At 68.2% G+C, this 24,913-nt stretch carries 29 protein-coding genes; 14 read left to right on the top strand and 15 right to left on the bottom strand.

The features are described from left to right. Positions 1 to 71: 71 nt before the first annotated feature. A complete protein-coding gene (locus tag NN2_RS19830) occupies positions 72 to 932 on the top strand; it encodes an N-acyl homoserine lactonase family protein (protein ID WP_063015416.1) in 861 nt (286 codons plus the stop codon). 26 nt (positions 933 to 958) lie between these two features. On the opposite strand, the gene NN2_RS19825 is transcribed toward NN2_RS19830, so the two are convergent. Further along, positions 959 to 2,335: a wax ester/triacylglycerol synthase domain-containing protein gene (locus NN2_RS19825; RefSeq protein ID WP_063015431.1), complete on the bottom strand. Its 1,377-nt coding sequence runs from the start codon at positions 2,333 to 2,335 to the stop codon at positions 959 to 961. A 237-nt stretch (positions 2,336 to 2,572) separates the two neighbouring features. Between NN2_RS19825 and NN2_RS37780 the strand changes: the two genes are divergently transcribed. Genes NN2_RS37780 through NN2_RS19810 form a run of 3 tightly spaced genes read left to right on the top strand, consistent with a single transcriptional unit; the run spans position 2,573 to position 4,622 of the window. Beyond that, the gene (locus tag NN2_RS37780) at positions 2,573 to 2,917 is read left to right on the top strand and encodes a DUF1801 domain-containing protein (RefSeq protein WP_063015415.1); all 345 of its coding nucleotides are present in this window, start codon (positions 2,573 to 2,575) and stop codon (positions 2,915 to 2,917) included. A gap of 15 nt (positions 2,918 to 2,932) precedes the next feature. Beyond that, positions 2,933 to 3,358: a YciI family protein gene (locus NN2_RS19815; protein WP_030516215.1), complete on the top strand. Its 426-nt coding sequence runs from the start codon at positions 2,933 to 2,935 to the stop codon at positions 3,356 to 3,358. Positions 3,359 to 3,371: 13 nt separating this feature from the next. Then, positions 3,372 to 4,622 (top strand): RNA polymerase sigma factor, encoded by a 1,251-nt coding sequence (locus NN2_RS19810; protein ID WP_063015414.1) that lies wholly within the window; start codon positions 3,372 to 3,374, stop codon positions 4,620 to 4,622. 371 nt (positions 4,623 to 4,993) lie between these two features. On the opposite strand, the gene NN2_RS19805 is transcribed toward NN2_RS19810, so the two are convergent. The 3 genes from NN2_RS19805 to NN2_RS19795 are packed head-to-tail and all read right to left on the bottom strand — an operon-like array spanning position 4,994 to position 5,737. Further along, positions 4,994 to 5,254: a hypothetical protein gene (locus NN2_RS19805; RefSeq protein WP_063015413.1), complete on the bottom strand. Its 261-nt coding sequence runs from the start codon at positions 5,252 to 5,254 to the stop codon at positions 4,994 to 4,996. Next, the gene (locus NN2_RS19800) at positions 5,223 to 5,435 is read right to left on the bottom strand and encodes a MarR family transcriptional regulator (RefSeq protein ID WP_146098770.1); all 213 of its coding nucleotides are present in this window, start codon (positions 5,433 to 5,435) and stop codon (positions 5,223 to 5,225) included. Before NN2_RS19800 ends, NN2_RS19805 begins: the two co-directional genes overlap by 32 nt. Next, complete coding sequence (locus tag NN2_RS19795) at positions 5,432 to 5,737, bottom strand: hypothetical protein (RefSeq protein WP_063015411.1); 306 nt, start codon at positions 5,735 to 5,737, stop codon at positions 5,432 to 5,434. Before NN2_RS19795 ends, NN2_RS19800 begins: the two co-directional genes overlap by 4 nt. A gap of 106 nt (positions 5,738 to 5,843) precedes the next feature. Between NN2_RS19795 and NN2_RS19790 the strand changes: the two genes are divergently transcribed. After that, entirely contained in the window at positions 5,844 to 7,022 is a 1,179-nt protein-coding gene (locus tag NN2_RS19790) for a helix-turn-helix domain-containing protein (RefSeq protein ID WP_063015410.1), read from the top strand. 98 nt (positions 7,023 to 7,120) lie between these two features. Here NN2_RS19790 and NN2_RS19785 read toward each other — a convergent pair whose 3' ends face one another. The 4 genes from NN2_RS19785 to NN2_RS19770 form a co-directional block, all read right to left on the bottom strand. Continuing rightward, positions 7,121 to 7,552, bottom strand: coding sequence for a nuclear transport factor 2 family protein (locus NN2_RS19785; protein ID WP_082857120.1), 432 nt, complete (start codon positions 7,550 to 7,552; stop codon positions 7,121 to 7,123). A 65-nt stretch (positions 7,553 to 7,617) separates the two neighbouring features. Further along, entirely contained in the window at positions 7,618 to 7,845 is a 228-nt protein-coding gene (locus NN2_RS19780) for a deoxyribodipyrimidine photolyase (protein WP_245658781.1), read from the bottom strand. A gap of 112 nt (positions 7,846 to 7,957) precedes the next feature. Further along, positions 7,958 to 8,935 (bottom strand): quinone oxidoreductase family protein, encoded by a 978-nt coding sequence (locus NN2_RS19775; protein WP_063015408.1) that lies wholly within the window; start codon positions 8,933 to 8,935, stop codon positions 7,958 to 7,960. A 39-nt stretch (positions 8,936 to 8,974) separates the two neighbouring features. Then, positions 8,975 to 9,853 carry a helix-turn-helix transcriptional regulator gene (locus NN2_RS19770; RefSeq protein ID WP_231982902.1) on the bottom strand — a complete coding sequence of 293 codons (879 nt, stop codon included), beginning with the start codon at positions 9,851 to 9,853 and terminating at the stop codon, positions 8,975 to 8,977. 162 nt (positions 9,854 to 10,015) lie between these two features. Here NN2_RS19770 and NN2_RS19765 point away from each other — a divergent pair, with 162 nt between their 5' ends. Further along, positions 10,016 to 10,735 (top strand): lysophospholipid acyltransferase family protein, encoded by a 720-nt coding sequence (locus NN2_RS19765; RefSeq protein ID WP_063015428.1) that lies wholly within the window; start codon positions 10,016 to 10,018, stop codon positions 10,733 to 10,735. Positions 10,736 to 10,774: 39 nt separating this feature from the next. Beyond that, entirely contained in the window at positions 10,775 to 11,422 is a 648-nt protein-coding gene (locus tag NN2_RS19760; protein WP_063015407.1) for a hypothetical protein, read from the top strand. 14 nt (positions 11,423 to 11,436) lie between these two features. On the opposite strand, the gene NN2_RS19755 is transcribed toward NN2_RS19760, so the two are convergent. Further along, positions 11,437 to 12,333: a LysR family transcriptional regulator gene (locus tag NN2_RS19755; RefSeq protein ID WP_063015406.1), complete on the bottom strand. Its 897-nt coding sequence runs from the start codon at positions 12,331 to 12,333 to the stop codon at positions 11,437 to 11,439. A 71-nt stretch (positions 12,334 to 12,404) separates the two neighbouring features. On the opposite strand from NN2_RS19755, the gene dapA reads away from it, so the two are divergent. Beyond that, a complete protein-coding gene (gene dapA, locus NN2_RS19750) occupies positions 12,405 to 13,283 on the top strand; it encodes a 4-hydroxy-tetrahydrodipicolinate synthase (protein WP_063015405.1) in 879 nt (292 codons plus the stop codon). A 41-nt stretch (positions 13,284 to 13,324) separates the two neighbouring features. Here dapA and NN2_RS19745 read toward each other — a convergent pair whose 3' ends face one another. Then, the gene (locus NN2_RS19745) at positions 13,325 to 13,528 is read right to left on the bottom strand and encodes a hypothetical protein (protein WP_030516230.1); all 204 of its coding nucleotides are present in this window, start codon (positions 13,526 to 13,528) and stop codon (positions 13,325 to 13,327) included. 82 nt (positions 13,529 to 13,610) lie between these two features. Then, positions 13,611 to 13,844, bottom strand: a complete 234-nt coding sequence (locus NN2_RS19740; RefSeq protein ID WP_051025198.1) for a BldC family transcriptional regulator — start codon at positions 13,842 to 13,844, stop codon at positions 13,611 to 13,613. A 222-nt stretch (positions 13,845 to 14,066) separates the two neighbouring features. Between NN2_RS19740 and NN2_RS19735 the strand changes: the two genes are divergently transcribed. The 5 genes from NN2_RS19735 to NN2_RS19715 all read left to right on the top strand — a co-directional run bounded on the left by NN2_RS19735 (position 14,067) and on the right by NN2_RS19715 (position 17,031). Then, positions 14,067 to 14,405 (top strand): DUF4229 domain-containing protein, encoded by a 339-nt coding sequence (locus tag NN2_RS19735; protein ID WP_030516232.1) that lies wholly within the window; start codon positions 14,067 to 14,069, stop codon positions 14,403 to 14,405. Positions 14,406 to 14,563: 158 nt separating this feature from the next. After that, a complete protein-coding gene (gene cds1, locus NN2_RS19730; RefSeq protein WP_063015404.1) occupies positions 14,564 to 15,649 on the top strand; it encodes an L-cysteine desulfhydrase Cds1 in 1,086 nt (361 codons plus the stop codon). Between the two features lie 95 nt (positions 15,650 to 15,744). After that, positions 15,745 to 15,966: a helix-turn-helix domain-containing protein gene (locus tag NN2_RS19725; RefSeq protein WP_030516234.1), complete on the top strand. Its 222-nt coding sequence runs from the start codon at positions 15,745 to 15,747 to the stop codon at positions 15,964 to 15,966. Further along, positions 15,966 to 16,556, top strand: coding sequence for a Clp protease N-terminal domain-containing protein (locus NN2_RS19720; protein ID WP_063015403.1), 591 nt, complete (start codon positions 15,966 to 15,968; stop codon positions 16,554 to 16,556). Before NN2_RS19725 ends, NN2_RS19720 begins: the two co-directional genes overlap by 1 nt. Before the next feature lie 85 nt (positions 16,557 to 16,641). Continuing rightward, positions 16,642 to 17,031: a phage holin family protein gene (locus NN2_RS19715; protein ID WP_030516236.1), complete on the top strand. Its 390-nt coding sequence runs from the start codon at positions 16,642 to 16,644 to the stop codon at positions 17,029 to 17,031. Positions 17,032 to 17,051: 20 nt separating this feature from the next. Here NN2_RS19715 and NN2_RS19710 read toward each other — a convergent pair whose 3' ends face one another. Next, a complete protein-coding gene (locus NN2_RS19710) occupies positions 17,052 to 17,921 on the bottom strand; it encodes a 1,4-dihydroxy-2-naphthoate polyprenyltransferase (protein WP_030516237.1) in 870 nt (289 codons plus the stop codon). Between the two features lie 313 nt (positions 17,922 to 18,234). Here NN2_RS19710 and NN2_RS19705 point away from each other — a divergent pair, with 313 nt between their 5' ends. After that, positions 18,235 to 21,585, top strand: coding sequence for an AfsR/SARP family transcriptional regulator (locus tag NN2_RS19705; protein WP_245658780.1), 3,351 nt, complete (start codon positions 18,235 to 18,237; stop codon positions 21,583 to 21,585). A gap of 101 nt (positions 21,586 to 21,686) precedes the next feature. Here NN2_RS19705 and NN2_RS19700 read toward each other — a convergent pair whose 3' ends face one another. From NN2_RS19700 to menE, 3 genes are all read right to left on the bottom strand, one after another. Beyond that, entirely contained in the window at positions 21,687 to 22,526 is an 840-nt protein-coding gene (locus tag NN2_RS19700; protein WP_063015402.1) for an ABC transporter permease, read from the bottom strand. Positions 22,527 to 22,569: 43 nt separating this feature from the next. After that, the gene (locus NN2_RS19695) at positions 22,570 to 23,586 is read right to left on the bottom strand and encodes an ATP-binding cassette domain-containing protein (protein WP_063015401.1); all 1,017 of its coding nucleotides are present in this window, start codon (positions 23,584 to 23,586) and stop codon (positions 22,570 to 22,572) included. 173 nt (positions 23,587 to 23,759) lie between these two features. After that, the gene (menE, locus tag NN2_RS19690; protein ID WP_063015426.1) at positions 23,760 to 24,893 is read right to left on the bottom strand and encodes an o-succinylbenzoate--CoA ligase; all 1,134 of its coding nucleotides are present in this window, start codon (positions 24,891 to 24,893) and stop codon (positions 23,760 to 23,762) included. Positions 24,894 to 24,913: the final 20 nt, after the last annotated feature.

The following is a 24,913-nucleotide window of genomic DNA, read 5'->3' as shown; positions in this document are numbered from 1 at the left end:
CGTGGACCCGACCGCAGTCATAGGGTCGATCTGTCAGCCAGGTAAGGCGCCGAGGCGAAGGGGCTGATCGGATGGGTGCTACATCTGGCAGTACGGGGACAGCGGATCGAGGTCCGGCCGGGATCGACAAGATCAGGCTGACGATCCTGCCGACCGGGACCATGCACGGCGACCTCACCTGGCTGTTGATCGACCCGGGGCATATGGCCACGAGTGCCGACAAGCATCCGCCCCGCGACTGGGTCGAGGTCCCCACTTACGTGGTGTATATCGAGCATCCCGACGGCACGAAGCTGCTCTGGGACACCGGGGTTCCCCGGGACTGGGAAAAGCGCTGGGGCCCAACCGGTATGGACAAGTTCTTTCCGGTCGATTCCGTCACCGAGGACATGTGGCTGGACTCGCGGCTGAGGCAGCTCGGCCTCGAGCCGGGGGACATCGACTATCTGGTGCTGTCCCACCTGCACGGCGACCATGCCGGGAACGCGCAGCTGTGGGCCGGCACTCGCACCACGATCGTCGTCGACGCGGAGGAGAAGAAGGGAGCGTTCGGCTTCGACGGTTACAGCAACGGCGCCTACTTCCGGCCCGACTACGACGGATTGGAGCTGACCACCATCGACGAGGACACCGAGCTGCTGCCCGGTGTCACGCTGCTGCGCACCCCGGGCCACACTCCGGGGACCCTGTCGTTGCTGGTCGACCTCGCCGACACCGGCGCCATGCTGTTCAGCTCGGACTCGCTGTACCGCAGCGAAAGCTACGGGCCGCCCGCCATCGCCGCAGGCATCGTCTACGACACCGTCGCCTGGTTCCAGTCCGTCGAAAAGATCCGCGCCATCGCCGACCGGACCGGCGCCACCGTCGTGTTCGGCCACGATCCCGCCCAGCTGGCCGGGCTGAAGACCGGCGTCGGCAACTACTACACCTAGCACCGGCTGCGGCAGCTGCGCGTATCTCAACCGGCCTGTTCGCCCACCGCCAGCACGGCGCGGAAGCCCTCGCCGAGGCAATCGGTGAAGACATCCACGTCGGGCACCGCGGCGCTGTCGGCGTTGATGCCTACGCAGCAGGTGTCGATATGCGAGATGAGGGTGACGTTGAAGGCCGTTCCGATGGTGGGGCCGAAGGCGTACATCCGCTCCACCGCGGCGCCGGCGATGAAGATGGGCACCGGTGAGCCCGGGACGTCCGATGCCACGAAGTCCACGTGCTTGAGCATGGCGGTGACCATGGCGACCGGCAATCGGTTGAGCGTGGCGGCGACGGCGGCCGAATACGGGATCGCCGGCTCGTGGCGCCAGCCGACCACGATTCCGTCGAGCACGGGCATGAGCAGCGCGGGATCGGTGATGTCGGCCGGGAGTGCGAATCTGACCAGAGTGATGCGATTTCCGCCGATCGGGTCGTCGGCTTTCCGCACGCTGACCGGCATCGTGACCCGCAACCGCTCGACCTGCCCGTCGTGCAGTTCGTGGTAGCGGTGCAGACCGAGCACCACCCCTGCCAGGAACGCGTCGTTGACGGTGCAGCCGACCGAGTGCGCGGCTCGGCGCAGTGGCTCCATCGGCACGTCGACGGTCGACAACTGGCGTGCCAGACCGCGTTTCGTCATCACGGGTGACAGGGTGTCGACCACCGGCCGGGCCAGTTTGCCGATCGATACGGCCAGAGCCACGCCGTCGCGGACGGTGCCCAGCGGGTGGGTGATGGCATGCCGGGCCAGCGGCAGGACATGCGCGAGTCCGCCGCGCAGCAACTCCGATCCCACCGCCCAGTTCCACCCGACGATGTCGAGCAGTCCACCGCGGCTCTCCGGGGCCGGCTCGGGATCCGGACGCGGTTCGCCGCCGGCCCGGGTGAAATCGACGATCTCGTTGGCCAATTGGATGCCGCCCAATCCGTCGGTCAGGCAGTGATGCACCTTGAGCACCAGCGCGCTGCCGCCACCGGTCACATCGCCGAGCACGGTCACCTGCCACAGCGGGCGGACCGGGTCGAAGGCCGTCATGGCCTCGACGCGAGCGAATTCGAATACCGCCGTGCGGTCGACCGCGGCCGGCAGGGCGACCCGCCGCATATGCCAGGACAGGTCGAAATCGGGGTCGGCTTCCCAGCGTGGTGGCGCGAGACCCGCAGGCAGGGCGACCAGCCGATCCCGGAATCGGGGGGCGACCCGGGTGCCGCGATCGATGGCCTGCACCAGGCGTTCCCAGTCCGGCTCCGCGTCGAGCATCACGACCGAGACGATCGTCGAGCGCAGGATCGCGTCGCGCTCCATACTCCACGAGAACAGGTCGGACTGGCTGAGATGAGATTCGCGCGTGTCCGTCATCGGCTTGCCTTCGCTGAGGAACAGCCGCCGTGATCGCCGCGGATGCGACTCCGGCGCCGCTCGTGTCTCGACCGTATTCACCTCACCCGTCGCACCGGTAGGGCCGAACGTCGGTGCCGCCGTGACCAAGGGCTCCCCGGAAAAAAATTCTCTCCTCCATGTCGAAATCCCGGACGGTCGCGCGAAGGAGTTGTCGAGAGCCGGACCGGCCGGCCCAGCCACGGAGGGAAGAACGAGATGAACACCGACGTCACCGCCTACATCGACGGTAAGAAGAACTGGCAGACCGGAATCTGCACGAGCCTGCGCGAGACCGTGCACAACACCCTGCCGGGTGTGGTGGAGGTATTCCGGTACGGCAAGCCACATTTCACGGTCGACGGGACGAACGTCGCGGTGGTGCACGTGGCCGCGGCTAAGGTCTCGTTCATGGTTTTCGGCGCACAGGACATCGAGCCGGTGCCGGGGGTGCTTCGTTCGCTGGGCTCCGGCGACCGCAAGGCCGTCGACTTCCGCGCGGGCGACGCTGTCGATACCGCATACATCGCCGACCTGCTGCGCCGCGTGGCCGGCACCAACTGAGAAAGAGGTTTCGTCATGCGCGTGATGGTGATGACCAAGGGCGATGCCGCCGACGAGGGCAAGGGGCAGCCGACCCAGGAGATGTTCGAAAAGATGCAGGCCTTCAACGAGAAGTTGGTGAAGGCCGGCATCATGCTCGGCGGCGAGGGCCTCCAACCGAGCAGCACCGGGGCGAAGGTCGCCTTCTCGACGTCCGGGACCTCGGTGGTGGACGGCCCGTTCACCGAATCCAAGGAAGTCATTGCGGGATACTGGATTTGGGAGGTCAGCTCGCTGGCGGAGGCCGTCGAGTGGGCCAAGCGCTGCCCGTTCGATCCGTCCTACGGAGATTCCCAGGTTCTGGAGATTCGCCCGCTCTTCGACATGGACGACTTCGCCGAGACCGTCGACGCCGAGACCCTGGCCCGCAGCGAGCAGTTGCAGCACCGGCCCTCGGACTGAACCCGGCCGACCGATGGAACTGCGCGAATCGGTCGAGGCGCTGTGGCGGATCGAGGCTCCTCAGCTGATCGCCACGCTCGCCCGCCGCATCGGGGACCTCGACATCGCCGAGGATCTGGCCTCCGAGGCCTTCGTGGCCGCCTTGGAGCAGTGGCCCGCCGAGGGCGTGCCGGCCCGGCCGGGCGCATGGTTGATGAGCACCGCGTGGCACAAGGCGATCGACCGTGCCCGGCGGGAGGAGACGGCGCGTAAGAAGGCGCCGCTCCTGCTCGCCGGGCAGGACGGCGAATTGCCGGACGTGAGCGCCGAGGCGCTCACCCCCATTCCGGACGATCTGCTCACCATGGTCTTCACCACCTGCCATCCGGTGCTCTCGCCCGAGTCGCGGGTGGCGCTCACCCTGCGGCTGTTCGGCGGCCTGACCACCGAGGAGATCGCCCGCGCGTTCCTCTGCCCCTCGGCGACCATCGGTCAGCGCATTTCGCGCGCCAAGCGCACGCTGGCGGAGGCTCGGGTGCCGATCGAGGCGCCCTCGGCAGGGGAACTGCCCGAGCGCCTGCGCGCGGTGCTCGAGGTCCTGTATCTGATCTTCAACGAGGGATATTCGGCCTCCTCCGGAGAGAGCGTCGTCCGTGCCGACCTCGCGACCGAGGCCATGCGGATGGGACGGGTCCTGGCCGGCCTGCTCCCGGCGGAGCCCGAGGTGTTCGGCCTCGCGGCGCTCATGGAACTGCAGGCGTCGAGATTCCGCACCCGCGTCGACGACAACGGCATTCCGGTCCAACTCGAGCATCAGGACCGCCGCCGCTGGGACCGCACGCTGATCGAACACGGTCTCGGCATGCTCGACCGTGCCTTCGATCTGGGGCGTCCGCTCGGGCCGTATTCGCTGCAGGCGGCGATCTCCGCATGTCATGCCCGCGCCGCCGCCTTCGGTGATACCGATTGGGTCGCCATCCTCGCTCTCTACGACGCTCTCGCCCAGCTCACCGCGTCTCCCGTGGTCGAGATGAACCGGGCCGTCGCGCTTCTCCACGTCGACGGCCCGGAAGCCGCACTGGCCGCGACCGAGCCGCTGCTCGCCGACCGGCGGATGGCTCGATACCACCTGCTCGGCGCGGTCCGCGGCGATTTCCTCACCCGGCTCGGCCGGCATCACGACGCCGCCGCCGAGTTGGAACGAGCCGCCGAACTCGCCCCCACCAGGAAAGAGCGGCAACTTCTGCTGGACCGCATGGCGGCCGCACTCGCCGCCGCAGGGTGAGGCGCCGGCGCGGGCAGTCCTGTTGCGCAATCTTGCGACCTTCGCGCTGGACGTCGAAAACGTGGAGCGGACCCGGACAAAACCCTGTCAACCTGCGTAGACATCGAAATCTGCCGTACCTGCGGGGTTATGGGGCGGCCGCGATGGGTAGGTAACGATTCATTGCAATCGCATTAATGCGACCTAACCGGAGGGGTTGTACCGGTTACCGTGTGTGCGCGGAGGTTGCCCTCCATGGGGAGCGGATACGTCGGCCTCCGTTGTTAGGGGATGAACCGGTGCCCCACTTCTGTGGGTCTGAGCCGCCCAGCGGGTGGGGCACTGCCTCCTCTCGAGCCGCGCTGTTGACATTCGCCGGTGGGCGCGGGCGGTCACGGCGTCGCAGGCTCTCCGCGGACGTCCGGGGTGGCCCGGTGGTCATGCCGGCCTGCGGGACGTTCGATGCCGTCGTCGCCGTCGATGGCGGCGATGCGGTGCGGTGGAGATCGTCCGCCGAGTACGAACGCCTCGGCCGGAACAAAATTTCGCCCGTACAGGTCGGCCAGTATGCGGCCCAGATAAATACGGTCGTCGGAATTCCCGCGGCGATCAGCAGGCCGATCACCGGATCGTCGCGGCGACGGCGCGACCACGCGGGCTCAGCTGCCATCGGGCGCGGTCCCGGCTCGGGACGATCAGGCCGCGCGCGTGCAGGCGAGCCAGCGCGTTGCGGATGCTTCGAGTGGTGTGAGCTGTGGCCCGTTGCAACTGGGCGGCAGTGAGGAGGCCGCCCGGCGCGAGCGTACGCAGGACGGCGCGCTCGCTCGGAGTCACGCCCGGGCTCCGGAGGCGTTCCATCGTGCGAAAGACAATCGAGGACAGGCGGTTTCGATGTCTGCGAGGTGCATGACCAGGTCGAGGGTGCGGGCGTCGAGATGGGCGGGTGTGGGCATGACGATGGCATCCACATCGGCAGTGCGGATCTGGTCGATCAGCGGAATCGTTCGATGCGGAACCGGCCAGACCAGCGCGTAGCCGAGGTGGCGGGCGAGCCGTTTCACCTGTGCCGCATCCCAATTCGGTGCGGTGCTGACCTCCGGATCGATCCAGGCCAGCGCCGTCGGACGTGTTCTCATCCCTACCCCTCCTGTCTGTGTATGTCAGATTCGACGCAGGTAGGAGCCTCGAGGACCAGTGAAGGGACAGGGGGACAGGGCGGCGGTATCGATCTACTCTCGGAGCATGGGCGAACACGTGGGGCGGCGGATCGCATCCGAACGCAAGATTGCCGGTTTGGGGCAGCGTCAGTTGGCGGCGCGCGCGAACTACTCGCTGTCGATGATGAAGGCGGTCGAGCAGGGGCGAGAGGTCGCGTCGCCCGGGTTCATCGCGGCGGTGTCCAGGGCGTTGGGGGTAGACCCGGACAGGTTGCAGGGCACGCCCTATCTCGAGACGCTCGAAGAGGACGGCCCCCTCGAAGGCCTTCCCGAGTTGCGCGCCGTGCTTGCCGAAGGCTCGTATGTCCAGGCGCTGGAGCCGACGACCACTGCGGAGTTGCGTGCGGAACTCGATACCGTCGAAGCCGCGTTGCACAACGATCGCACTCGTCGCGCTCTTGCATTGCTGCCGAACCTGATTCGACGTCTGCACGGTGCGGCCGAGATGGCGTCCGATGACGCCGAGCGCGCCGCGGCGTACGGCATGCTGTGCGCGGCCTACATCGCCGCGGAAGGAGCATGCTGTCGGCTCGGATACTCGTCGTTGACCGCTCTGGTGCTCGACCGGCTCGATACCGTCGCGTCGCGCGCCGAGGACCCCGGATATGCGGTTCGCAGCCTGATGAAGCGCTCGCGGCTGCTCATGGCGCACGATTCAACCGATGTGGCAATGAATTTGGTGGAACGAGGGATGGCGTTGGTACCGGGGGACGCCGAGGGAGAGCGGGTTTTACGCGGTTACGGGCACCTGCGGGCGGCGATCGTTGCCGCACGCGGCCGCCGTTTGGAACTCGCGCAGGACCACATCGCCGCCGCGCGTGACATCGCGCGGCCGATGAGCCATGAGAGCGACTTGTACACAACAGATTTCGGTCCGGGCAACGTCGAGATTCATGCCTGCGCCGTGGAATTGGAAGCCGGTGATCCCGGCAGGGCGGCCCGCGAAGGCGCGGAACTGCGGATCCCGTCCGACGTCGCCGCACCGCGCGTCGGCCATCACTGGCAGGACAATGCGCGGGCGTGGTTGATGTCCGGTAAGCCGGATCGAGCGCTGGCGGCGCTCAACAAAGCCCGCGCCGCGGCGCCGCAGCAGACGCGACTGCATCCTTCGGTGCGCGAAACCGTGTACGGCATCGCCGCCGCGCAGCGCCGTCAGTCCGAGGGGTTGCTGGGATTCGCGGCGTGGATCGGCGCTGGTCTCTAGCAGAAAATCCGGGGCTGAACTTTTCGTGCAAACCTCCGCGAGATTTACGGAAAACTCAAAAAACCGGCGGGGTTTGCACGAAAAGTTCAGGGGTTTCGTCACTCCGGATCGAACGCGCGGGCGACGGCAAGGCTGTCCTCGTAGACGTGGTGACGGGTGATCAGGCCGTTCTCCACCGTCAGGTGAAGGGCGAACCGTGCGCGGTAGGGGCGACGGGTCGCGCGCGCGGTCTGGCGAATTTCGCCCAGTACCACCGCATCCGGGCCGTCGACGAGAATTCGCTCGACCACCGTATCGACCTCTTCGGGAATATGGTGCTCGGCGATCGCGCGGAAATGCGCGGCCGCGTCGGCGCGGGTGGAGCGGTGTGTGATCCACGGGGTGGCGACGCGGCCGTGCTCGTCTTCCGGCCAGTTCAGTTTCCAGTCGCTCGTCGGGGCGTACAACGCGGCGATGTTCTCCGGATCGCCGGCGGCCATGCGGGCCAGCAGATCTTCGACGACGGTGCGGGTGAGCGCGGCATCATTCACCGTTCCGACTCTGCCCGTGCGGGCGATTGGAGTCCATTACCTCCGACGTCATGCGAATCGAACGGTCAGGATTTCTTGCTGGGAATGACGACGACCACGATGAGGGTCAGGATGCTGAAGAACAGGCCCAGTAGCCCCCACCCGAACGGGTTGCGGCCCTTGGCTGCGGCGATGGCGGCGCAGATGAACGCGGCGATGATGCTGCCGAGGGCGACGAAGATTCCTTTGACACCGCGCAGGATGAATCCGGCCGCTTCCGGATCGGTATGGGCGGCAGCCAGCAACAAGTTCATGATCACTCCTTCTGTGCCGCGAGCGTCCGGGCCGAATGGATTCCGGTGTGCGGCTTCTCAGCAGTACCCGGGCGCCGAGGCCGCAAACGGGAGCTCCTCCCGGCCGCGGCCGTCATCCCTTCGCCGTCGCCAACACCAACTTGCCTGTGCTCGTTCCTGATTCGAGGCGACGGTGGGCCTCGACAACCTGGTCGAACCGCAGGGACTCGACCTGGACGCGAAGTGCGCCACGAGCGGCTGCTTCGACTGCCCGCCGCAGGGCTGCTCCCGCTTCGGCGGGGTAGGCGGCGGCGAAAGCGGCGAGATTGAATCCGGAGACCGTCTTGTTGGTGAACCACAGCTCGTTCGCCGAAACTCCGACGTCCTCGGCGCCGGACGCGTTGCCCATCACGATCATTCGGCCCAGCGGACGAAGCCGGTCCAGGCTCGCGCGGCGGGCCGGGCCGCCGACCATATCGACCACGATGTCGAATTCCCCTGCACTGGAGATGTCCTCGCGCAGGATCACCTCGTCATAGCCGAAAGACCTGGCTACCTCGATCTTCTCGGCGCTGCCGACGGTGCCGACCACCCGGCCCGCGCCGAGCAATCGCGCGGCCTGGCCGAGTTGGCTGCCGACGCCGCCCGCTGCCGCGTGCACCAGCACACTCTCGCCGGGTTCGATGCGCGCCACGCGGTCGAGGACGAGACAGGCGGTGGTGCTGTTGGACGGCAGCGCCGCCGCGAGATCCAGGCTCAGGTCGAGGCCGTCCAGCGGTGCGACCAACGCCGCGGAGGTGACGACCACCTCGGCGTAGCCGCCACTGTCGACGATGGTCAGCGCCGCGACCGGCCGACCGACCGTCAGGTCCGTCACATCCGGGCCCACCGCCCGGATCCGGCCCGAAACCTCGATACCCGGCACGAACGGCAACGGCACACCGACGACGCCCTGCCGATACAGCACCTCGGCGAAGTTGGCTCCCGCGTAGGCGACGTCGATGGAAACCTGGCCCGGACCGGGTTCCGGGATGTCGACGGTGGCCGGCCGCAGCACCTCCGCGGGACCGAATTCGGGGATGGTGATCGCCTGCATCTGTGTAGTGCTCATGACAACGATCCTCGGCGCGCGGAAGTCGAGGAGGCAGTGTCAGCTCATCCTGGGTGTGGCACCACCAGGCTGCAACAGCCGTTCCAGGCGTTCGGCGGTGTCGGTGCCGGGGCGCGGGTTGTGCAGGATCAGGTGGTGGCCGGGGTGGTCGGGTACCGGGAACAGCGTGGCGTCGAAGATCAGCAAGCCCACGTCGGGATGTTCGACGGCCTTCACCGCGACGCTGTGTTCGGCGGCGTCGTGGCGGGCCCACAGTTCGGCGAACTCCGGGCTGACCTGGGCGAGATCGGTTGCGATACGGTCGAATTCGGGATCGTCGGGATAGCGGGCGGAGTCGGCGCGGAAGCCGGCCGCCACGCCGGGCGCATTCTCCGACCACTGCTGATGCAGGACGCGGTAGCGGGCATTGGTGAAGTAGGACACCAGGCAGTTGTGATCGGTGTCGCCGTAACCGAATACGCGGCGCGCGGCATCGTTGACGGCGGTGAAATTCCAGTGCCGGTCCCTGATGTATCCCGGGCGCGGAGCCCATGCGTCGAGCAGGGCCTGCATCTGCGGAGACGCCGGAACCGACGGCGCGGCCTCACGCTGCGGCGGATTGAGACCGGAGAGGCGATACAGATGTGCGCGCTCGGCCTCGTCGAGCAGCAGCGCGCGGGCCACCGCGTCGAGCACCTCTCCCGAGACCTTGATATCGCGCCCCTGTTCGAGCCACGTGTACCAGGACACGCCGACCCCGGCCAGCACGGCGACCTCTTCGCGCCGCAACCCGGGAGTGCGCCGCCGCCCGGCCTCCGGCAGGCCCACCTCGGCGGGCGTGAGCCGTTCCCGGCGGCTGCGCAGATAGTCGCGCAACTCCGCCCGCCGCCGATCTCCCGCACTCGTGCCGCGCGGATCATCGTTCGCGCTGATACTCACCCGTTCACGATAGAGAGGCGGCCGCGGTGCTGATGGCGTGAGGCCGAATCGATCGCGCACACGCCATCGGCAGCCGGTCCCCGCCGGCGCACGACAGCGGGGACCGAACATGTCGGTGTCGCGTGGGAGAATCGACTCCGTTCGTTGGAATCGGGGGTGGAGATGAACGAGCAATCCGGGCGTCGGCGCGAGCAATCCGGGCGTCGGCCCAAGGGGCTGGGGAAGCGGGCATGGCTCACCACGCAGTTCGTGCGGCGAATTCTGCGCACGCTGGCGTGGTCGAATCTCGTGCGCGTCACCGTGACGGGACGAGAGCTGGTGCCGAAGTCGGGGCCGGTGATCGTGGCGAGCAATCACATCTCGATGCTGGACGCGGTGTTCCTGTGGGGAGCGTTGCGGCGCAGGGCAATTGCCATCGCGATGGCCGAGCTGTGGTCGTGGCCGGTGGTCGGGTGGCTGGTGCGGCGCCTGGGGCATATTCCGGTGGTGCGGCGCGACAGTGCGTCCGGGCAGTCGGCGATGGCGCAGGCGGAACAGATTCTGCGGCACGGCGGCGTGCTGATCATCTATCCGGAAGGGCGACTGGTCGCACCGGGCGAGAGTGAACCGTACAAACCGGGAGTGGCGAAACTGGCGCTGGCGACCGGAGTTCCGATCGTCCCGGTGGGCACCACGGGGACCGACCGCGTGTTGCCGATGCGCCGCACCCGCGGCGACGGCCCCGCGTTCGACCGCCGCCAGCGGGTGCGTATCCACTTCGGCACGCCCATCGATCCCGCGGAATTCGACGATCCGGAGAAATTGCTCGATCACTTGCGCCGGCGCATCGAGGATGAGCTCGGCGGCAGGCAGTGCCGACGGCCGGGCGGTGTCCTCCCGTAGGGTCGGGCATGTGCGCACTCCGGAAGGAAACGAGCTCCGATGACCGCGGAACTCGTCTGGTACGCCGCTTACGGATCCAATTTGTTCGAGAAGCGGTTCACCTACTACCGGGCGGGCGGCAACCCGCCGGGCACCCCGCGTCTCTACGGGGGTTTCCGGGATCCCACGCCGCCCGCGCGGAACCGGCCGCTCTCACTGCCCGGCTGCGTCTATTTCGCCGGGCAGAGCCCGGTGTGGAGCGGCGGCGTCGCGTTCTATGCCCACCGTCCACCTTCGGACTGGCCGGCCGGCGCGGCCGCGCGTGGTTACCTGTTGACCGTCGGGCAGTTCAGCGATCTGATGGCCCAGGAGATGCACCGCCAGCCCGGGGACGGCCCCGACTTCGATCCGTCCGAGGTGGTTCGCCAGGGCTACGTCCAACTCGGCGACGGCCGCTACGAAACCCTGTGGCACGTCGACGACGTGGATGGCATTCCGGTCCTGACCTTCACCTCCCCGGGCAGCCCGCTGACCAGCGACCTGACCAAACCGTCCGCACGTTACCTCGGCATGCTGGCCGGCGGTCTCGGCGAATCCCACGGCTGGCCGCCGGACCGCATCCTGCGCTATCTGTCCGAACTTCCGGGCGTGCGGGATTTCTGGGAGCCGGAAGAACTCCGCGGTGTGGTGGACGGCCGGAGCCTCTGACGTGACGGCCGGCTTCAGGTGAGATCTTCCACCGGGGGGATCGTTCCGGTGGTGGCGTGCAGCGCGGTGCGGGCGGCGGAGATCGTGGGATGGGTGCGGGTGCCGGCGCGGTAGGCGATCCGGGTGCGGCGGCGAATGGGGAGCGGGGTCAATTCGACCGGGGTGGTGTCGGTTTCGGGATGGAGGGGAATCGCGAGCTGGGGGATGAACGCGACACCCTGCCCGGCGGCGACCAGGGCGAGGACGGTGCCGAAATCGTCGGAGCGGTGGCGGATATGGGGAACGAAACCCGCTGCCTCGCAAGCTCTTACGGTCATAGTGTGGCAGAGGGTGCCGGGTGTTCCGGAGATCCATGCCGCATCGCGGTAGGCGGACAGCGGCTGGGTGGTGCGGGCGGCCAGATAGACCGGTTCCTCCAGGAACGGTTCGGTGTCCAGGCCGGCTTCCGGTTCGGCGGGCACGTAGTCGTATTCCTGGATGAGCGCGATATCCAGGGTGCCGGCACGCAGTGCCGCTGGCACGGCTGCCGGATCGAGTTCCGTCACATGCAGTTCCAAGCGCGGATGAGCCCGGCTGAGCGAGACCAGCGCATGCGGCAGGATCCGCTGCACGGCGGTGGGGAAGGCGCCTATGTGCAAAGCGCCGGTGAGCTCGGCGGTAGCCAGTTCGGCCTCCGCCTCTTCGAGAATCGCGAGGACCGCTTCGGTCTGTTCCACGAGGCGGCACGCCGCCGCGGTGAGGGTGACGCGGCGACCGCTGCGTTCCAGTAGCGTGACTCCTGCCTCGCGTTCCAGCGCGGTGAGCTGCTGGGATACCGCCGACGGGGTGTAGGACATGGCCTCGGCGACCGCAGCAATCGTCCGGCGATGGGCCAACTCCCGCAGCAGCCGTAGGCGGCGAACATCGAGCATAAGTTCAGCTTAAGCTCGAAAGAAGATTTGTGAACTGGACCTGAATCAACGCCTCGACGAGGGTAGGTGGCATGACGTTCAGCGGTCTCTTCGTTCCACTCGTCACGCCGTTCACGGCGGACGGCGAGCTGGCCTGCGACGCACTGGCCCGGCTCGCGCACGAGGTCCTCGATGCGGGCGCCTCCGGCCTCGTCGCCCTGGGTACCACCGGTGAGCCGGCCACCCTGACGGCGGAGGAGAAGGCCCGGGTCGTCGACATCTGCGCCCAGGTCTGCGCCGAGCGTGACGTGCCGCTGATCGTGGGTACCGGCTCGAATTCGACCGCCGATTCCGAGCACGCATTGGCCGCGCTGGACGAGCGCGTCTCGGCGGCGCTGACGGTGGTGCCGTACTACACGAAACCCTCGCAGCGCGGCGTGGTGGAACACTTCCGGCGGCTCGCGCAGCGAAGCCCGGTGCCGCTGCTGATCTACAACGTCCCACATCGCACGGGCCGGCCGCTCGATCCGGAAATCTTGACGGAACTGGCCGAACTGCCGAATGTCGCGGGCTTCAAACACGCCGTCGGCGTCGTCGACGAGACCACGGTCGCGTGGCTGGCTGCGGTCGGCGACCGGACGACGGTGTTGTGCGGCGACGATCTGTACGCGGCGCCGCTGCTGGCGATGGGCGCCCAGGGGGCCATTCTGACCTGCTCGAATGTGGCGCCCGCGGCCTATGCGGAGTTGATCGCGGCCTGGCGGGACGGACGGATCGAGGCGGCGCGCAAAATCGGCAACCGGTTGGTCGAGCTGGCGCGGGCACTGTTCGCCGAGGCCAATCCGACCGTGGTGAAAGGGGTGCTCGCGGCGCAGGGCCGGATACCGAGCGCGCACGTGCGCCTGCCGCTACTGCCCGCGTGCGCCGATTCGGTCTCGGCGGCGCTGGCCGCAGCCGGCCCCATCGGCTGAGCCCGCCTCAGAGTCCATCACCCGAGGTGACGATATGCGCGTCAGTGATCCGAGCCGGAATCGCCGTCGCGACGTTGGCGGGAGATCCGCCACAGGAATTCGGGATCGTCATCGGGACCCACGACTCGACGTCTCTTCTCGGGTCCTCGTCCGATGCCGATCCGGGGCGCATGCTCCGGTCCGAACGCTTTCCAGCACAGCACCGCGACAGCCACGACCGCGATGAGTGCCAACAGGTACGCCACGTCGCTCACCTCCTGACATCGAGGGTAATCCCGTGCGCGTACCTGTCGCACTGTGACCGCCGGAATGGGCGGTCCTGTCGGCTCAGGGGCGGGTTGCCTCGGTGGTCAGCGACTTCAACAGCTGCATTACTTCGGACTCACGGAAACGGCGATGTCCGCCCGGGGTGCGCAGCGAACCCAGCCGCCCGGCATGTGCCCATCGAGTGACCGTTTTCGGATCGACGTGGAACAGCGCCGCCACCTGGCCCGGGGTCAGGAGGGCCTCCTGGCCGTTGACGGAACCCAACGTGCGGCTCGCCGCGGTGATCGCAGTCATTCGCAAACCTTTCCGTAATCGACAGATCCCTCATCAGATAGCGACATCGTTGCACCCGGACCCCCAGGTGTTCGAACGATCTAACGTTGGTAAAGGGGAAGTAATAGACAAAACGGATATACGTACGGCTGGGTTCGTTGCCTCGGCGAATATCCGGCGATCGAATTCGGTGGGACCCGGGCAGGTCGGAACGGGTGCGGCGGCGTCGCCTACCCTGGTCGTGTGAGTGAAGCATCCCGATCCGACGACGCCGCGAGCGATCGGGCCCCGGCCTCGGCGGGTCGGCGGCTCGCGCGCAATCTGGCGCTGTACACCCTGGCCCGGCTGGCTCTGGTCGCCGTGATCGCCGCCATCATCCTGGTGGTGGCGCACGTGGTGAACGTCGACATCCCGCTGATCGTCGCGCTGCTGTTCGCGTTGGTCGTGGCGATGCCGCTGTCGCTGGTGCTGTTCAAGCGGCTGCGGGCGCGCGTGAACGAGGACATCGCGGCGGTCGACGAGAAGCGCCGCAACGACAAAGCGAACCTGCGAGCTCGCCTCCGCGGCGAGGAGGCGCAGTGAGCGACAATCGCGTAGCGGCTCGCTGCGCCGATCGGGTGCGGGTGTCCCGCATGGCACGGGAGGCGCAGTGAGCGACAATCGCGTAGCGGCTCGCTGCGCCGATCGGGTGCGGGTGTCCCGCATGGCACGGGAGGCGCAGTGAGCGAGCGGGTACTGCGGTGAAGTACTGCGATCGCAGTACTTCACGGGAGTGGGTCGACAATGCGGTGCGGCTGATCGAGGCCGATGCGCAGCGCAGCGCCGACACCCATCTGCTGCGGTATCCGCTACCGCCCGAGTGGGGTGTGCGGCTGTATCTCAAGGACGAGTCCACGCATCCGACCGGCAGCTTGAAACATCGGCTGGCGCGTTCGCTGTTTCTCTACGCGATCTGCAACGGCTGGGTGCGCGAGGGGACGACCATCGTCGAGGCGTCCTCGGGATCGACGGCGATCAGCGAGGCCTATTTCGCGAAACTGCTCGGCCTGGACTTCGTGTCGGTGGTGCCGACGAAGACCTCGCCCGAGAAGATCGCCCTGATCGAGGCGCAGGGCGGCCGATGCCATTTCGTCGACCGCGCGCCCGATATCTACGCCGAGGCCGTGCGCCTGGCCGCCGAGTCCGACGGCCATTACATGGACCAGTTCACCTATGCCGAACGGGCCACCGACTGGCGCGGTAACAACAACATCGCCGAATCCATCTATCAGCAAATGATTTTGGAGACCCACCCGGTGCCGGACTGGGTGGTGGTCGGTGCGGGCACCGGCGGTACCAGTGCGACCATCGGCCGGTATATCCGTTACCGGCGCCACGCCACCCGGCTGGCCGTGGTCGATCCGGAGAATTCGGCGTTCTACGGCGGATACGAGGTCGCCGACTCGGGGTATCAGACCGGTATGCCGTCGCTGATCGAGGGAATCGGCCGCCCGCGGGTGGAACCTTCGTTCATCGGCGATGTGGTCGACCGGATGATCGAGGTGCCCGACGCCGCCTCGATCGCCGCCTGCCGCCACGCCAGTGACGTGCTCGGCAGGCGGGTGGGCGGGTCCACCGGAACCAATCTGTGGGGTGCGTTCGCCCTCATCGCCGAGATGATCGCCGCCGGCCGCGAGGGCAGCGTGGTGACGCTGCTGTGCGACGGCGGAGATCGTTATGCCGGAACGTATTTCAACGACGAGTGGGTCGCGGGGCAGGGGCTGGACCTCACCGATTCGCACGCGATTCTCGACGAATTCACCGCTACGGGTATCTGGACCGCCTGAGCCACGGAATCGCTTCCTCACCGTTCGCCGCGGGTGAACATGCCCGATGTCAATTTTGATTGACGCGCCCGCGATGTCAACGTAAATTGACGTACATGAGTGAAGCGACAACGCTGGCGGCCGCCGCGGGCAGTCCCGACCCCCAGGTCGGGCTGCGGGCGGTGCTCGCGCTGCGGCGATTGCTCGAGCGGCTCGAGGCGATCCAGGTGGCCAATGCCCGTAAGCAGGGCTGGTCCTGGCAAGCCATCGCCGAGGCGCTCGAGGTCAGTCGGCAGGCGGTCCATCAGAAGTACAACCGGAAAGGCGGAATCCGCTGATGTTCGAGAGATTTGCCAAGGCGGCGCGCTCCGCCGTCGTGGACGCGCAGGAGGAAGCGCGTGAATTGCGTTCGCCCAGTATCGATGTCGAACATCTGCTGCTGGGGCTCGCGACCTGCGCCGACGACCAGCTGCGACAAGTGCTGGAGGACAACGGCATCACCGCCGAAGCGATTCGGCGCGCGCTGCCGAGCCGGGTGCGGACGGAGGAACCGCTGGGTGAGGAGGACGCGGCCGCGTTGAAGTCGATCGGCATCGATCTGGACGCGGTGCGAGACAGTGTGCAGGCCACCTTCGGCGAGGGCGCCTTCGACGAGGCCGTGCCGGTTCCGGACAAGGGCCGCGGGCGTTTCCGGTTCGGCGGCGGAATGAGCTTCGGTCACATCCCTTTCACCCGCGAGGCCAAGAAGACGCTGGAATTGTCACTGCGCGAGGCGATCTCCCGCGGTGACGATCGCATCGAGGCGGGGCATGTGCTGCTCGGCATCCTGCGCGCGCCCAACCCGGCCACGCGAGAACTGCTGGGCGGGAACGAAGGGATGGAACGGGTGCGCGGCGCGGTCCAGGAGATGCTCGACCGCGCGGCGTGAGGGGCGAGCGCACCCGTCGTCAGGGGCGGGGAGGGGTCGCAGCGCGTGACCGGTAACCCGCCCCGTCCGCCGTTAGCATTGCGGCATGGCACTTCTGCTCCGTTTGGCGATCAACGCCCTCGCGATCTGGCTCGCGGCGGCCTGGGTCGGCGGTATCGAATTGAAGGATCCGCCCGATGCGGGCACCGGCGGCAAGATTCTCGTCGTGGTCTGCGTCGCGATCGTCTTCGGACTGGTCAATGCGCTGATCAAGCCGATCGTGAAATTGCTGTCGCTACCGCTGGTGATCGTCACGCTGGGGCTGTTCCTGCTGGTGATCAACGCCCTCATGCTGTGGCTGACCGCCAAGATCACCGAAACCACCGATTACGGGCTGAGGGTCGACGGCTTCTGGGCGGCGGTCTTCGGTGCCGTCATCGTGACCCTCGTCAACTGGGTGCTCGGCGTCTTGGTTCCCGAGGGCGGCCGGGACTGACGCTGCGGTGCGGCCGTTCGTCAGCCGAGGCCGAGCGCCAGTGCGGTGAGCAGGGACCAGCCCAGCATCGCCAAACCGGTATCGCGCAGTGAGGGGATCAATCCCGGTCCCTGCTGCCCACCGCGCACCGGGGCGTTGGATCGGACGGCGAGCGGTATCGCCAGCAGGCCCACCAGGGCCCACGGGGTGCGCAGCACCAGCAGCAGCGAGGCCACGAACGGCACCACCATCAGCACCAGATGCAGTGTGCGGGTGCGGGTGTCGCCCAGTTTGACGGCGAGGGTGGTCTTGCCGGTCACCGAATCGGTGGGGATGTCGCGCAGATTGTTGGTGACCAGCACCGCGCTGGAGAACGCGCCGACCGCGATCGCGCCGACCAGTCCGGCCCAGTCGAGCCGTTCGGCCTGGACGAATTCGGTGCCCAGCACCGCGACCAGGCCGAAGAAGACGAAGACGGCGATCTCACCGAAACCGCTGTAGCCGTAGGGTTTACTACCGCCGGTGTAGAACCAGGCGCCGGCCAGACAGGCCGCGCCGATCAGCAGCAGCCACCACGCGGTGGTGATCACCAGGATCAACCCGAAGATCGCGCCCACGCTCAGGCAGGCGATCGCCGCGCCGCGCACCGCGGCCGGACTCGCCAGACCGGAACCGACCAGTCGCAGCGGGCCCACGCGCTCGTCGTCGGTGCCGCGAATGCCGTCGGAATAGTCGTTGGCGTAGTTGACGCCGATGATCAGAGCCAGCGAAACCAGCAGGCTCAACAGGGCCTTCCACCACACCGCGGCGTCCAGCGACGCGGCCGCGCCGGTGCCGACGAGGACCGGGGCGATCGCATTGGGCAGCGTCCGCGGGCGGGCGCCTTCGAGCCATTGTGCTGCACTAGCCATATCCGGCAGCCTAATGGTGGTAGCCCGGAGGCGGCAGCGCAGTGTCAGCGCAGCACCACTGCCGGACCCTGTCGATAACATTATTGCGATATATCGGAGTAAACTGCACGACGTGACGCGGCCCGGGGAGCGGTCGGCCCCGGCGCAGCGCCCGATATTCATTCGACCGGTCACATACGATTGCGACGGCATGTTTCCTGATCACAGCGGCTCCGGGTCGACATCGCGCTCCGCCCGTGCGGATGCCGGGACGACGCACACCCGACCGGACAGCAGCGGCCGGGACGAGAGGCTGCCCGAGACGGGCGTTCGCGTGGCGCTTCTGGGGGAGGTCGCGCTGCGCCGTGACACGGATCTCGTCGCGGTGCCCGGCGCCCGGGCGCGATTGCTGATCGCCGCACTGGCGGTGCATCCCGGCCGCAGCCGCAGCGCCCAGGCGCTGATCGACGACGTCTGGGGCGAGCAGCCGCCGCGCGCACCGATGAACGCCCTGCATACGCAGGTATCGAGATTGCGATCCGTCTTGCCGGAGGGGGCACTGGAAATCGGCCCGGCGGGGTATCGGCTGCTGCTGACCGAGGAGCAGGTCGACCTGAGCCTGGCCCGCGGCCTGGAACGGGAGGCGCAGCTGCGGTTCGAGCGTGGCGATACCGCCGGATGCCTCGGCCTGGTGCAGCGGGCACGCACGCTGTGGCGGGGCGAACCCGGCGCGGATCTGCCGCCCGGTCCCGTCGCCGACGAGCTGCACGAATTCGCGGCCGCGCGCTGGTCGGCGCTGGACACCGTGGAACTGGCTGCCCGGGAGGCCGCCGGCGATCTCGGCGGTGCGTTGCGGGTGGCGCGGCGGGCGGCCGCGGCCGAACCGCTCGACGAGCCCGCGCATGCCACCCTGATGCGCTTGCTGGCCGGCGACGGACGCGCGAACGAGGCCCTGGAGGTCTTCGCCGGGCTGCGGACGCGACTGGGTGAGGAATTGGGTGCGGACCCCGGTCCGGCGCTCGTGGCGTTGAACACCGCGATTCTGCGCGGCGACCATCCGGCGGTGCAGCCGCAATCGGGGCAGGCCACCTCCGCGACACAGCGGGTGTCCACCGCCCAGCACGCGCTGTCATCGGAACCGTACGGGCACCCGGAAACCGCTGCCGCGCCGCCGAATACGGCGCTCGGCCTGCGCGCGGCCCCCAATCCGCTGCTCGGCCGCGACGGCGATCTGGTGGCACTGGAGAAGCTCGTCCAGGAGTTCCGGGTGACCACCGTGCTCGGTCCGGGCGGCACCGGCAAGACTCGCGTCGCCAACGAGCTGGGCGCGCGTATCGCGGGCAAGCAGGCGGTGGCGCTGGTCGAATTGGCCTCGCTGCGTGCCGCTTCCGACGGCGACCCCGGTGAGCGCCACGCCGCGACGTGCGCGGAGATCGAGGCGGCCGTCGGTGCGGTCCTCGGTGTCAACGAATACTCCCGCGAAGCGAATGTGTTGCGCCGCAACCAGACCATCGACGGCCGGCGCCGGTTGCGGGAGGCGCTGTCGCTGCGTCCCGTCCTGTTGATCCTGGACAATTGTGAACATCTCATCGACGCGGCCGCCGAGGTGGTCGCCGACCTGGTCGGCAGTTGTGAACATCTGACGGTGGTGACCACCAGCCGGGCGCCGCTGGCGATCACCGCCGAGACGGTATATCCGTTGCCGCCGTTGGCGATCGACGCGCAGGGCTCGCCGGCCACCGAGCTGTTCGTCAGCCGGGCGCGGGCGGTGCGACCCTCGGCGAGGCTGGATCCGGCGGTCGTCGCGCGCTTGTGCCGCACCCTGGACGGGCTGCCGCTGGCCATCGAACTGGCCGCGGCCCGGGTGCGGACCATGAGCGTGGAGGAGATCGAGAGCCGGCTCGAACACCGCTTCGCCCTGCTGCGTTCCGGTGACCGCAGCTCACCCGAACGCCACCGCACCCTGCACGCGGTGATCGAGTGGAGCTGGAATCTGCTCGAGCCCGAACAGCGGCTGGCACTGCGGCGGCTGTGCCGCTTTCCCGCCGGATTCTCCTTGGAGGCAGCCGAATCCGTGGTCTCGGGCCCGGATTCGATCGACGCGGTGGCCGCTGTGGACGGGCTGGTGAGCCAGTCGCTACTCACCGTGCTGGCCGACGACGAGATGGTAGCCACTCGCTACCGCATGCTCGAGACGGTGCGGGAATTCGGTGAGGAGCAGCTGCTCGCGACCGGCGAGGCCGATCTGGTGATGGATCGGATGTGCTGCTGGGCACGGCAATTCGCGCACCACACGGCACTCAACTACGACGGGCCGGATCAGGTCCGCACGGTGCTGTCGCTGGCCGCCGAACTCGACAACCTGCTGGCGGTGCTGCGCCATGCCGTGGAAAATGCCGATTCCCGTACGGTGTTCTCGGTTTTCGCGCCCGTCGCCATGCTCTGGGTGATGCGTGGCGCGCATATGGAGCTGATGAGCTGGGCGCCCCGCGTCGTGCCGGTGCCGCCGCCCGAGGGGCCGCGCACTCGGATCGAGGCCGATCTGGAATTGCAGAGCTACGTATTCCTGGCGATGCATCTGGCCTTCGGCGAGCCCGGAGTGCGGCCCCTCGCGGTGATCCGCTCCCGGGCCCGCCGCGTGCTCGCCACCGCCGATCTCACGCCCGGCGTCCGGTATCTCGGCGACATGCTCTGCGCGCGAATCGATGTCGCCTACGGCGTGCGTTTGATGGCGGCGGGCACCCGCTCCGGCGACGACCTCGTCCGTGCGCTCGCCTTCCTGCTGCGCGCCAATATGCGCGAGAACGCCAGCTATACCGCCGGGTCGATCCGCGATGCGCGCCAGGCTCTCGCATTGCTCGAGGGACGCGATGTCTGGGGCACCGCGATGTGCTCCCAGCATCTCGGGCAGATGGCCTCGCAGGCGGCGCGGTACGAGGAGGCCGTGGCCTACTACCGGCGCGCGGTGGAGCTGATGCAGGAGTTGCGCTGCTTCGAGGAGAGTGTGGAACTGCGCAGCTTCCTCGCGGTCTCCATGGTCGGCGCCGGACAGCTGGCCGATGCGCGGCGGGAACTCGAACACGCGCTGGGCGTCATCGACGACGGCGTCGGATTGGACGAACCGGTGACGCAGCCGAACCACCGCAAGGGTGCCGTCGTAGCCGGGATGGCGGAACTCGAACTGGCGGAAGGTGATATCGAGCGCGGTCTGCGCACGTTCCGGCGCAGCCTGCAACTGTTCAACTGGCCGTATGCCGGGGCCGGTCCGGGGCCGGGGGACATCATCGTCGCCAGCGCCGTGCTCGACGCCCACATTCTCCACGACGCCGTGCACGAGGTGCCGGAGTTGCCCGGTCAGGTGGCCAGGGTGGCGCGGGAGCGGCTCACCCAGTTCATCGACCTTCCGCAGATCGGCGGCGCCGCCGGTGCGCTCGGTTCCTATCTGGTCCGGACCGGAACCGATCCGGAAACCGGTGCGACGCTGTTGGCGCTGGCGATGAAAGTTGTCGGCCGCCAGGACTATTCGTCGATGCGCTGGAATCGGCATCTGGATCTGGCGCGGGCCACCGTCGGTACGGAGATGATCGATGCCGGACAGGATGCGGTCTCGAGTCTCAACCGCCGTTCGGCCGCACAGCGCATCCTCGCGATGCTGCCGGAACTGGAAACTCTGCTCGGCGCCTGAGGCGGCGGTCGCGCGATCTCCGCGGGAGGTGGCGACGGCTGCCCACAGCACTGTCCGCCGGTCACCTTCGCGACCGGCGGACAGTGTGGCGGTGGATTCGATCACGCCCGGCGCATGTAGGCCCGGATGGCCAGCGGGGCGAAGATCGCGATCACGACCGCCGAGCCGATCAGGCACCACGCCAGGTTGCTGCTGTAGACGTTGCCGTTCATCAGCTCGCGGCACGAATTCACCATGTAGTACACGGGATTGGCCTTGTTGATGCCCTGCATCCAGCCGGGCATGGTGCTGACCAGCGCGAACGCTCCGGACATGAAGGTCAGCGGGAACATGATCATCATCGAGATGCCCTGGACCGAGGCGGCGCTCTTACCGGTGACACCGACCAGCGCCCAGATCCAGCTGACCGCGAACGAGCAGAACACCACGACCAGACCGGCGACGACCACGCCGACGACGCCACCCTCGGGCCGGTAGCCCAGGATCAGGCCGACCACGATGGTGAGGACGGTGGCGATGCCGTAGCGCACCATATCGGCGATCAGCGCGCCCGCCAGTGCCGAAACGCGGGCGATGGGAAGGGATTTGAAGCGGTCGAAGACGCCCTTGTCCATATCCTCGCGCAGCTGGGTGCCGGTGACGACCGAGGTGAGTACGACCGTCTGGACCAGGATGCCCGGAATCAGCACCGGTAGGTAGGCCTGCACGCTGCCGCCGATGGCGCCGCCGAAGATGTAGGCGAACAGGGCGGTGAACAGGATCGGCTGCACGGTGACGTCGAACAGCTGTTCCGGATTGTGCTTGATCTTGAGGATGCCGCGATACGCCATGGTGAGCGAGTTCTCGACGGTCTGGCGCAGTGAGATGCGGTTGCTGGCAACGGGAATCGCGGCGCGCGCGGCGTGCCGGCCGGTTGCGGGGGCGGGAAGTGTGGTGGTCACGATATGTCCTTCGGGGGAGTGGGGAACGTGGCGGGGGCCGGTCTCATGCCGCGGTGCCCTCGGAATCGGTATCGGCGTCGTCGGATTCGGCGGCGTGGCCGGTGAGGGCGAAGAACACCTCGTCCAGGCTGGGCTTGCTGACGGTGATCTCGTCGACGCGGATATCGTTGTCGCGCAACCGGATCAACAGATCCGCGGTCACGCTCGGATCGCTGAGCGGGGCGGTGACGCGACCGGCCTCGGGCGAGATGCTCGCCTCGACCAGCTTGCCGTCGGCGCGGGAGAGGAATTCGCCGATCAGGGTGCGGGCGCGTTCGATGGCGTCGCGGTCGGCGACGGTGATCTGCAGCGCGGACTGCCCGACCGAACCCTTGAGTTCGTCGGAGGTGCCGTCGGCGATCACCCTGCCGTGGTCGATCACCGCGATGCGGTCGGCGAGCTGGTCGGCCTCGTCCAGATACTGCGTGGTGAGCAGCACCGTGGCGCCCTCGCGCACGAGCCGGCGGATGGTCTCCCACATCTGCGCGCGAGTGCGCGGATCCAGGCCGGTGGTCGGCTCGTCGAGGAACAGCAGCGGCGGCGTCGCGATCAGGCTGGCCGCCAGGTCCAGGCGCCGGCGCATACCGCCGGAGAAGTTCTCGAGTGCCTTGGTCGCCGCCTCGGTGAGCCCGAATTCCTCGAGCAGTTCGGCCGCGCGACGCTTGGCCTGCGACCGGCTCAGCCCGAGCAGCCGGGAGAAGATGATCAGGTTCTCGGTGGCGCTGAGCTTTTCGTCGACCGAGGCGTACTGGCCGGTGACACCGATCAGCGAACGGACCGCGGTGGGTTCGGCCACGACGTCGTGGCCGAAGATCCGGGCCCGGCCGTCGTCGGGGCGCAGCAGGGTGGCGAGCATGCGGATGGTGGTGGTCTTGCCGGCCCCGTTCGGGCCGAGCACGCCGTAGACGGCGCCCTGCGGCACCGCCAGGCTCACGCCGTCGACGGCCCGCTGCTCCCCGAAGACCTTGACCAGCCCGTCCGCCTCGATGGCGAGTGCATCAGCAGGTGCGTAAGAAGTCATGCCACAACTGTGCGGGGGCCGACTTGCACCCGTCTTGCACCGCTGTTGCACGGTCGCGCAAGGGCGATCGCGGGCCGCTTGCATATCGCACCGCCCACGCAAGTGGCGGCATCATCGCAGGTGGAAGCGTTGATCAGAGCTGCGACGCGGTGATCGGTGTCACCGCGGCACGGTCACTGGGTCGCCTGCTCCAGCAGGTGCTCGCGCAGCTTCACCCGATTCGGCTTGCCGGGGCCGCGCATCGGGATCTCGTCGAGGATCGCCAGCTCCCGCGGGGCGGCGATCGGGTCGAGCTCAGCAACCACATGTGCGCGCAATTCGTCCAGCGTGGGGGTCGTGCCCGGATTGGGCACCACCGCCACCGCCACCCGCTGACCCAGCCGCGGATCGGGCAGACCCAGCACCACGGCCTCGTTGATCGCCGGGTGGGTGGCGAGCACGGCCTCGACGACCTGCGGGATCACCAGCAGGCCACCGGTCATGATGGCCTCGTCCAGGCGCCCGGTGATGGTCAGCACGCCGTTGTCGAAGGTGCCGGCGTCCTCGGTGCGGAACCAACCGGGTTCGGCGAACGCCGGGTGGTCGGGGATGCCGCGATAGCCCTTGGCCAGCATGGTCCCGCCGAGCAGTACCCGTCCGTCCTCGATGCGCACCTTCGCACCCGCCAGCGGCACGCCCTCGTAGACGCAGCCACCGCAGGTCTCGCTCATGCCGTAGGTGCGGACCACGTTGATGCCGGCCGCGCGGGCCCGGTCGAGTACCGGCTGGGGTGTCGCCGCGCCGCCGACCAGTACCGCGTCCAGCGCCGCGAGCGCCTGCGCGCCGACCGGATCGTCGAGTGCCTTGATGAGCTGCGTCGGCACCAGTGAGGTGTAGCGCCGGGGCGCGGTCATACCGGACACCGCCGTCGCCAGCCCGCCGGGCAGGAAACCACCCGAGACGTCCAGCACCACCGGTTCGGTGCCCGCCTGGATGCTGCGCAACAGCACCTGCACTCCGGCGATGTGATGGGTGGGCAGCGCCAGCAGCCACTGGCCCGGACCGCCGAGCCGCTCGTGGGTGGCATCGCCGCTGGCGCGCAGGGCGGCCGAGGTGAGCATCGCGCCCTTGGGGACGCCGGTGGTGCCGGAGGTGGTGACCACGAGGGCGACGTCGTCGTCGATCTCCTCACCCGGGCGCAGTGCGCTGGAGAGTCGATGGGATTCCCGGCGATCGCCGGTGGGGATCGGCAGCCACGCCGGACCGTTGCCCTCCAAGGCTTCCCGCAGATGCGGCAAGATGTCACCCACCGCGGCTCCGGTGGGCATGGGGAGGGTCCGCAGGGTGG

The organism is Nocardia nova NBRC 15556 (genome assembly GCF_001613005.1).
In the GTDB taxonomy this organism is placed as follows: Bacteria; Actinomycetota; Actinomycetes; order Mycobacteriales; family Mycobacteriaceae; genus Nocardia; species Nocardia nova.
This window is presented reverse-complemented; position numbering and strand designations above follow the sequence as displayed.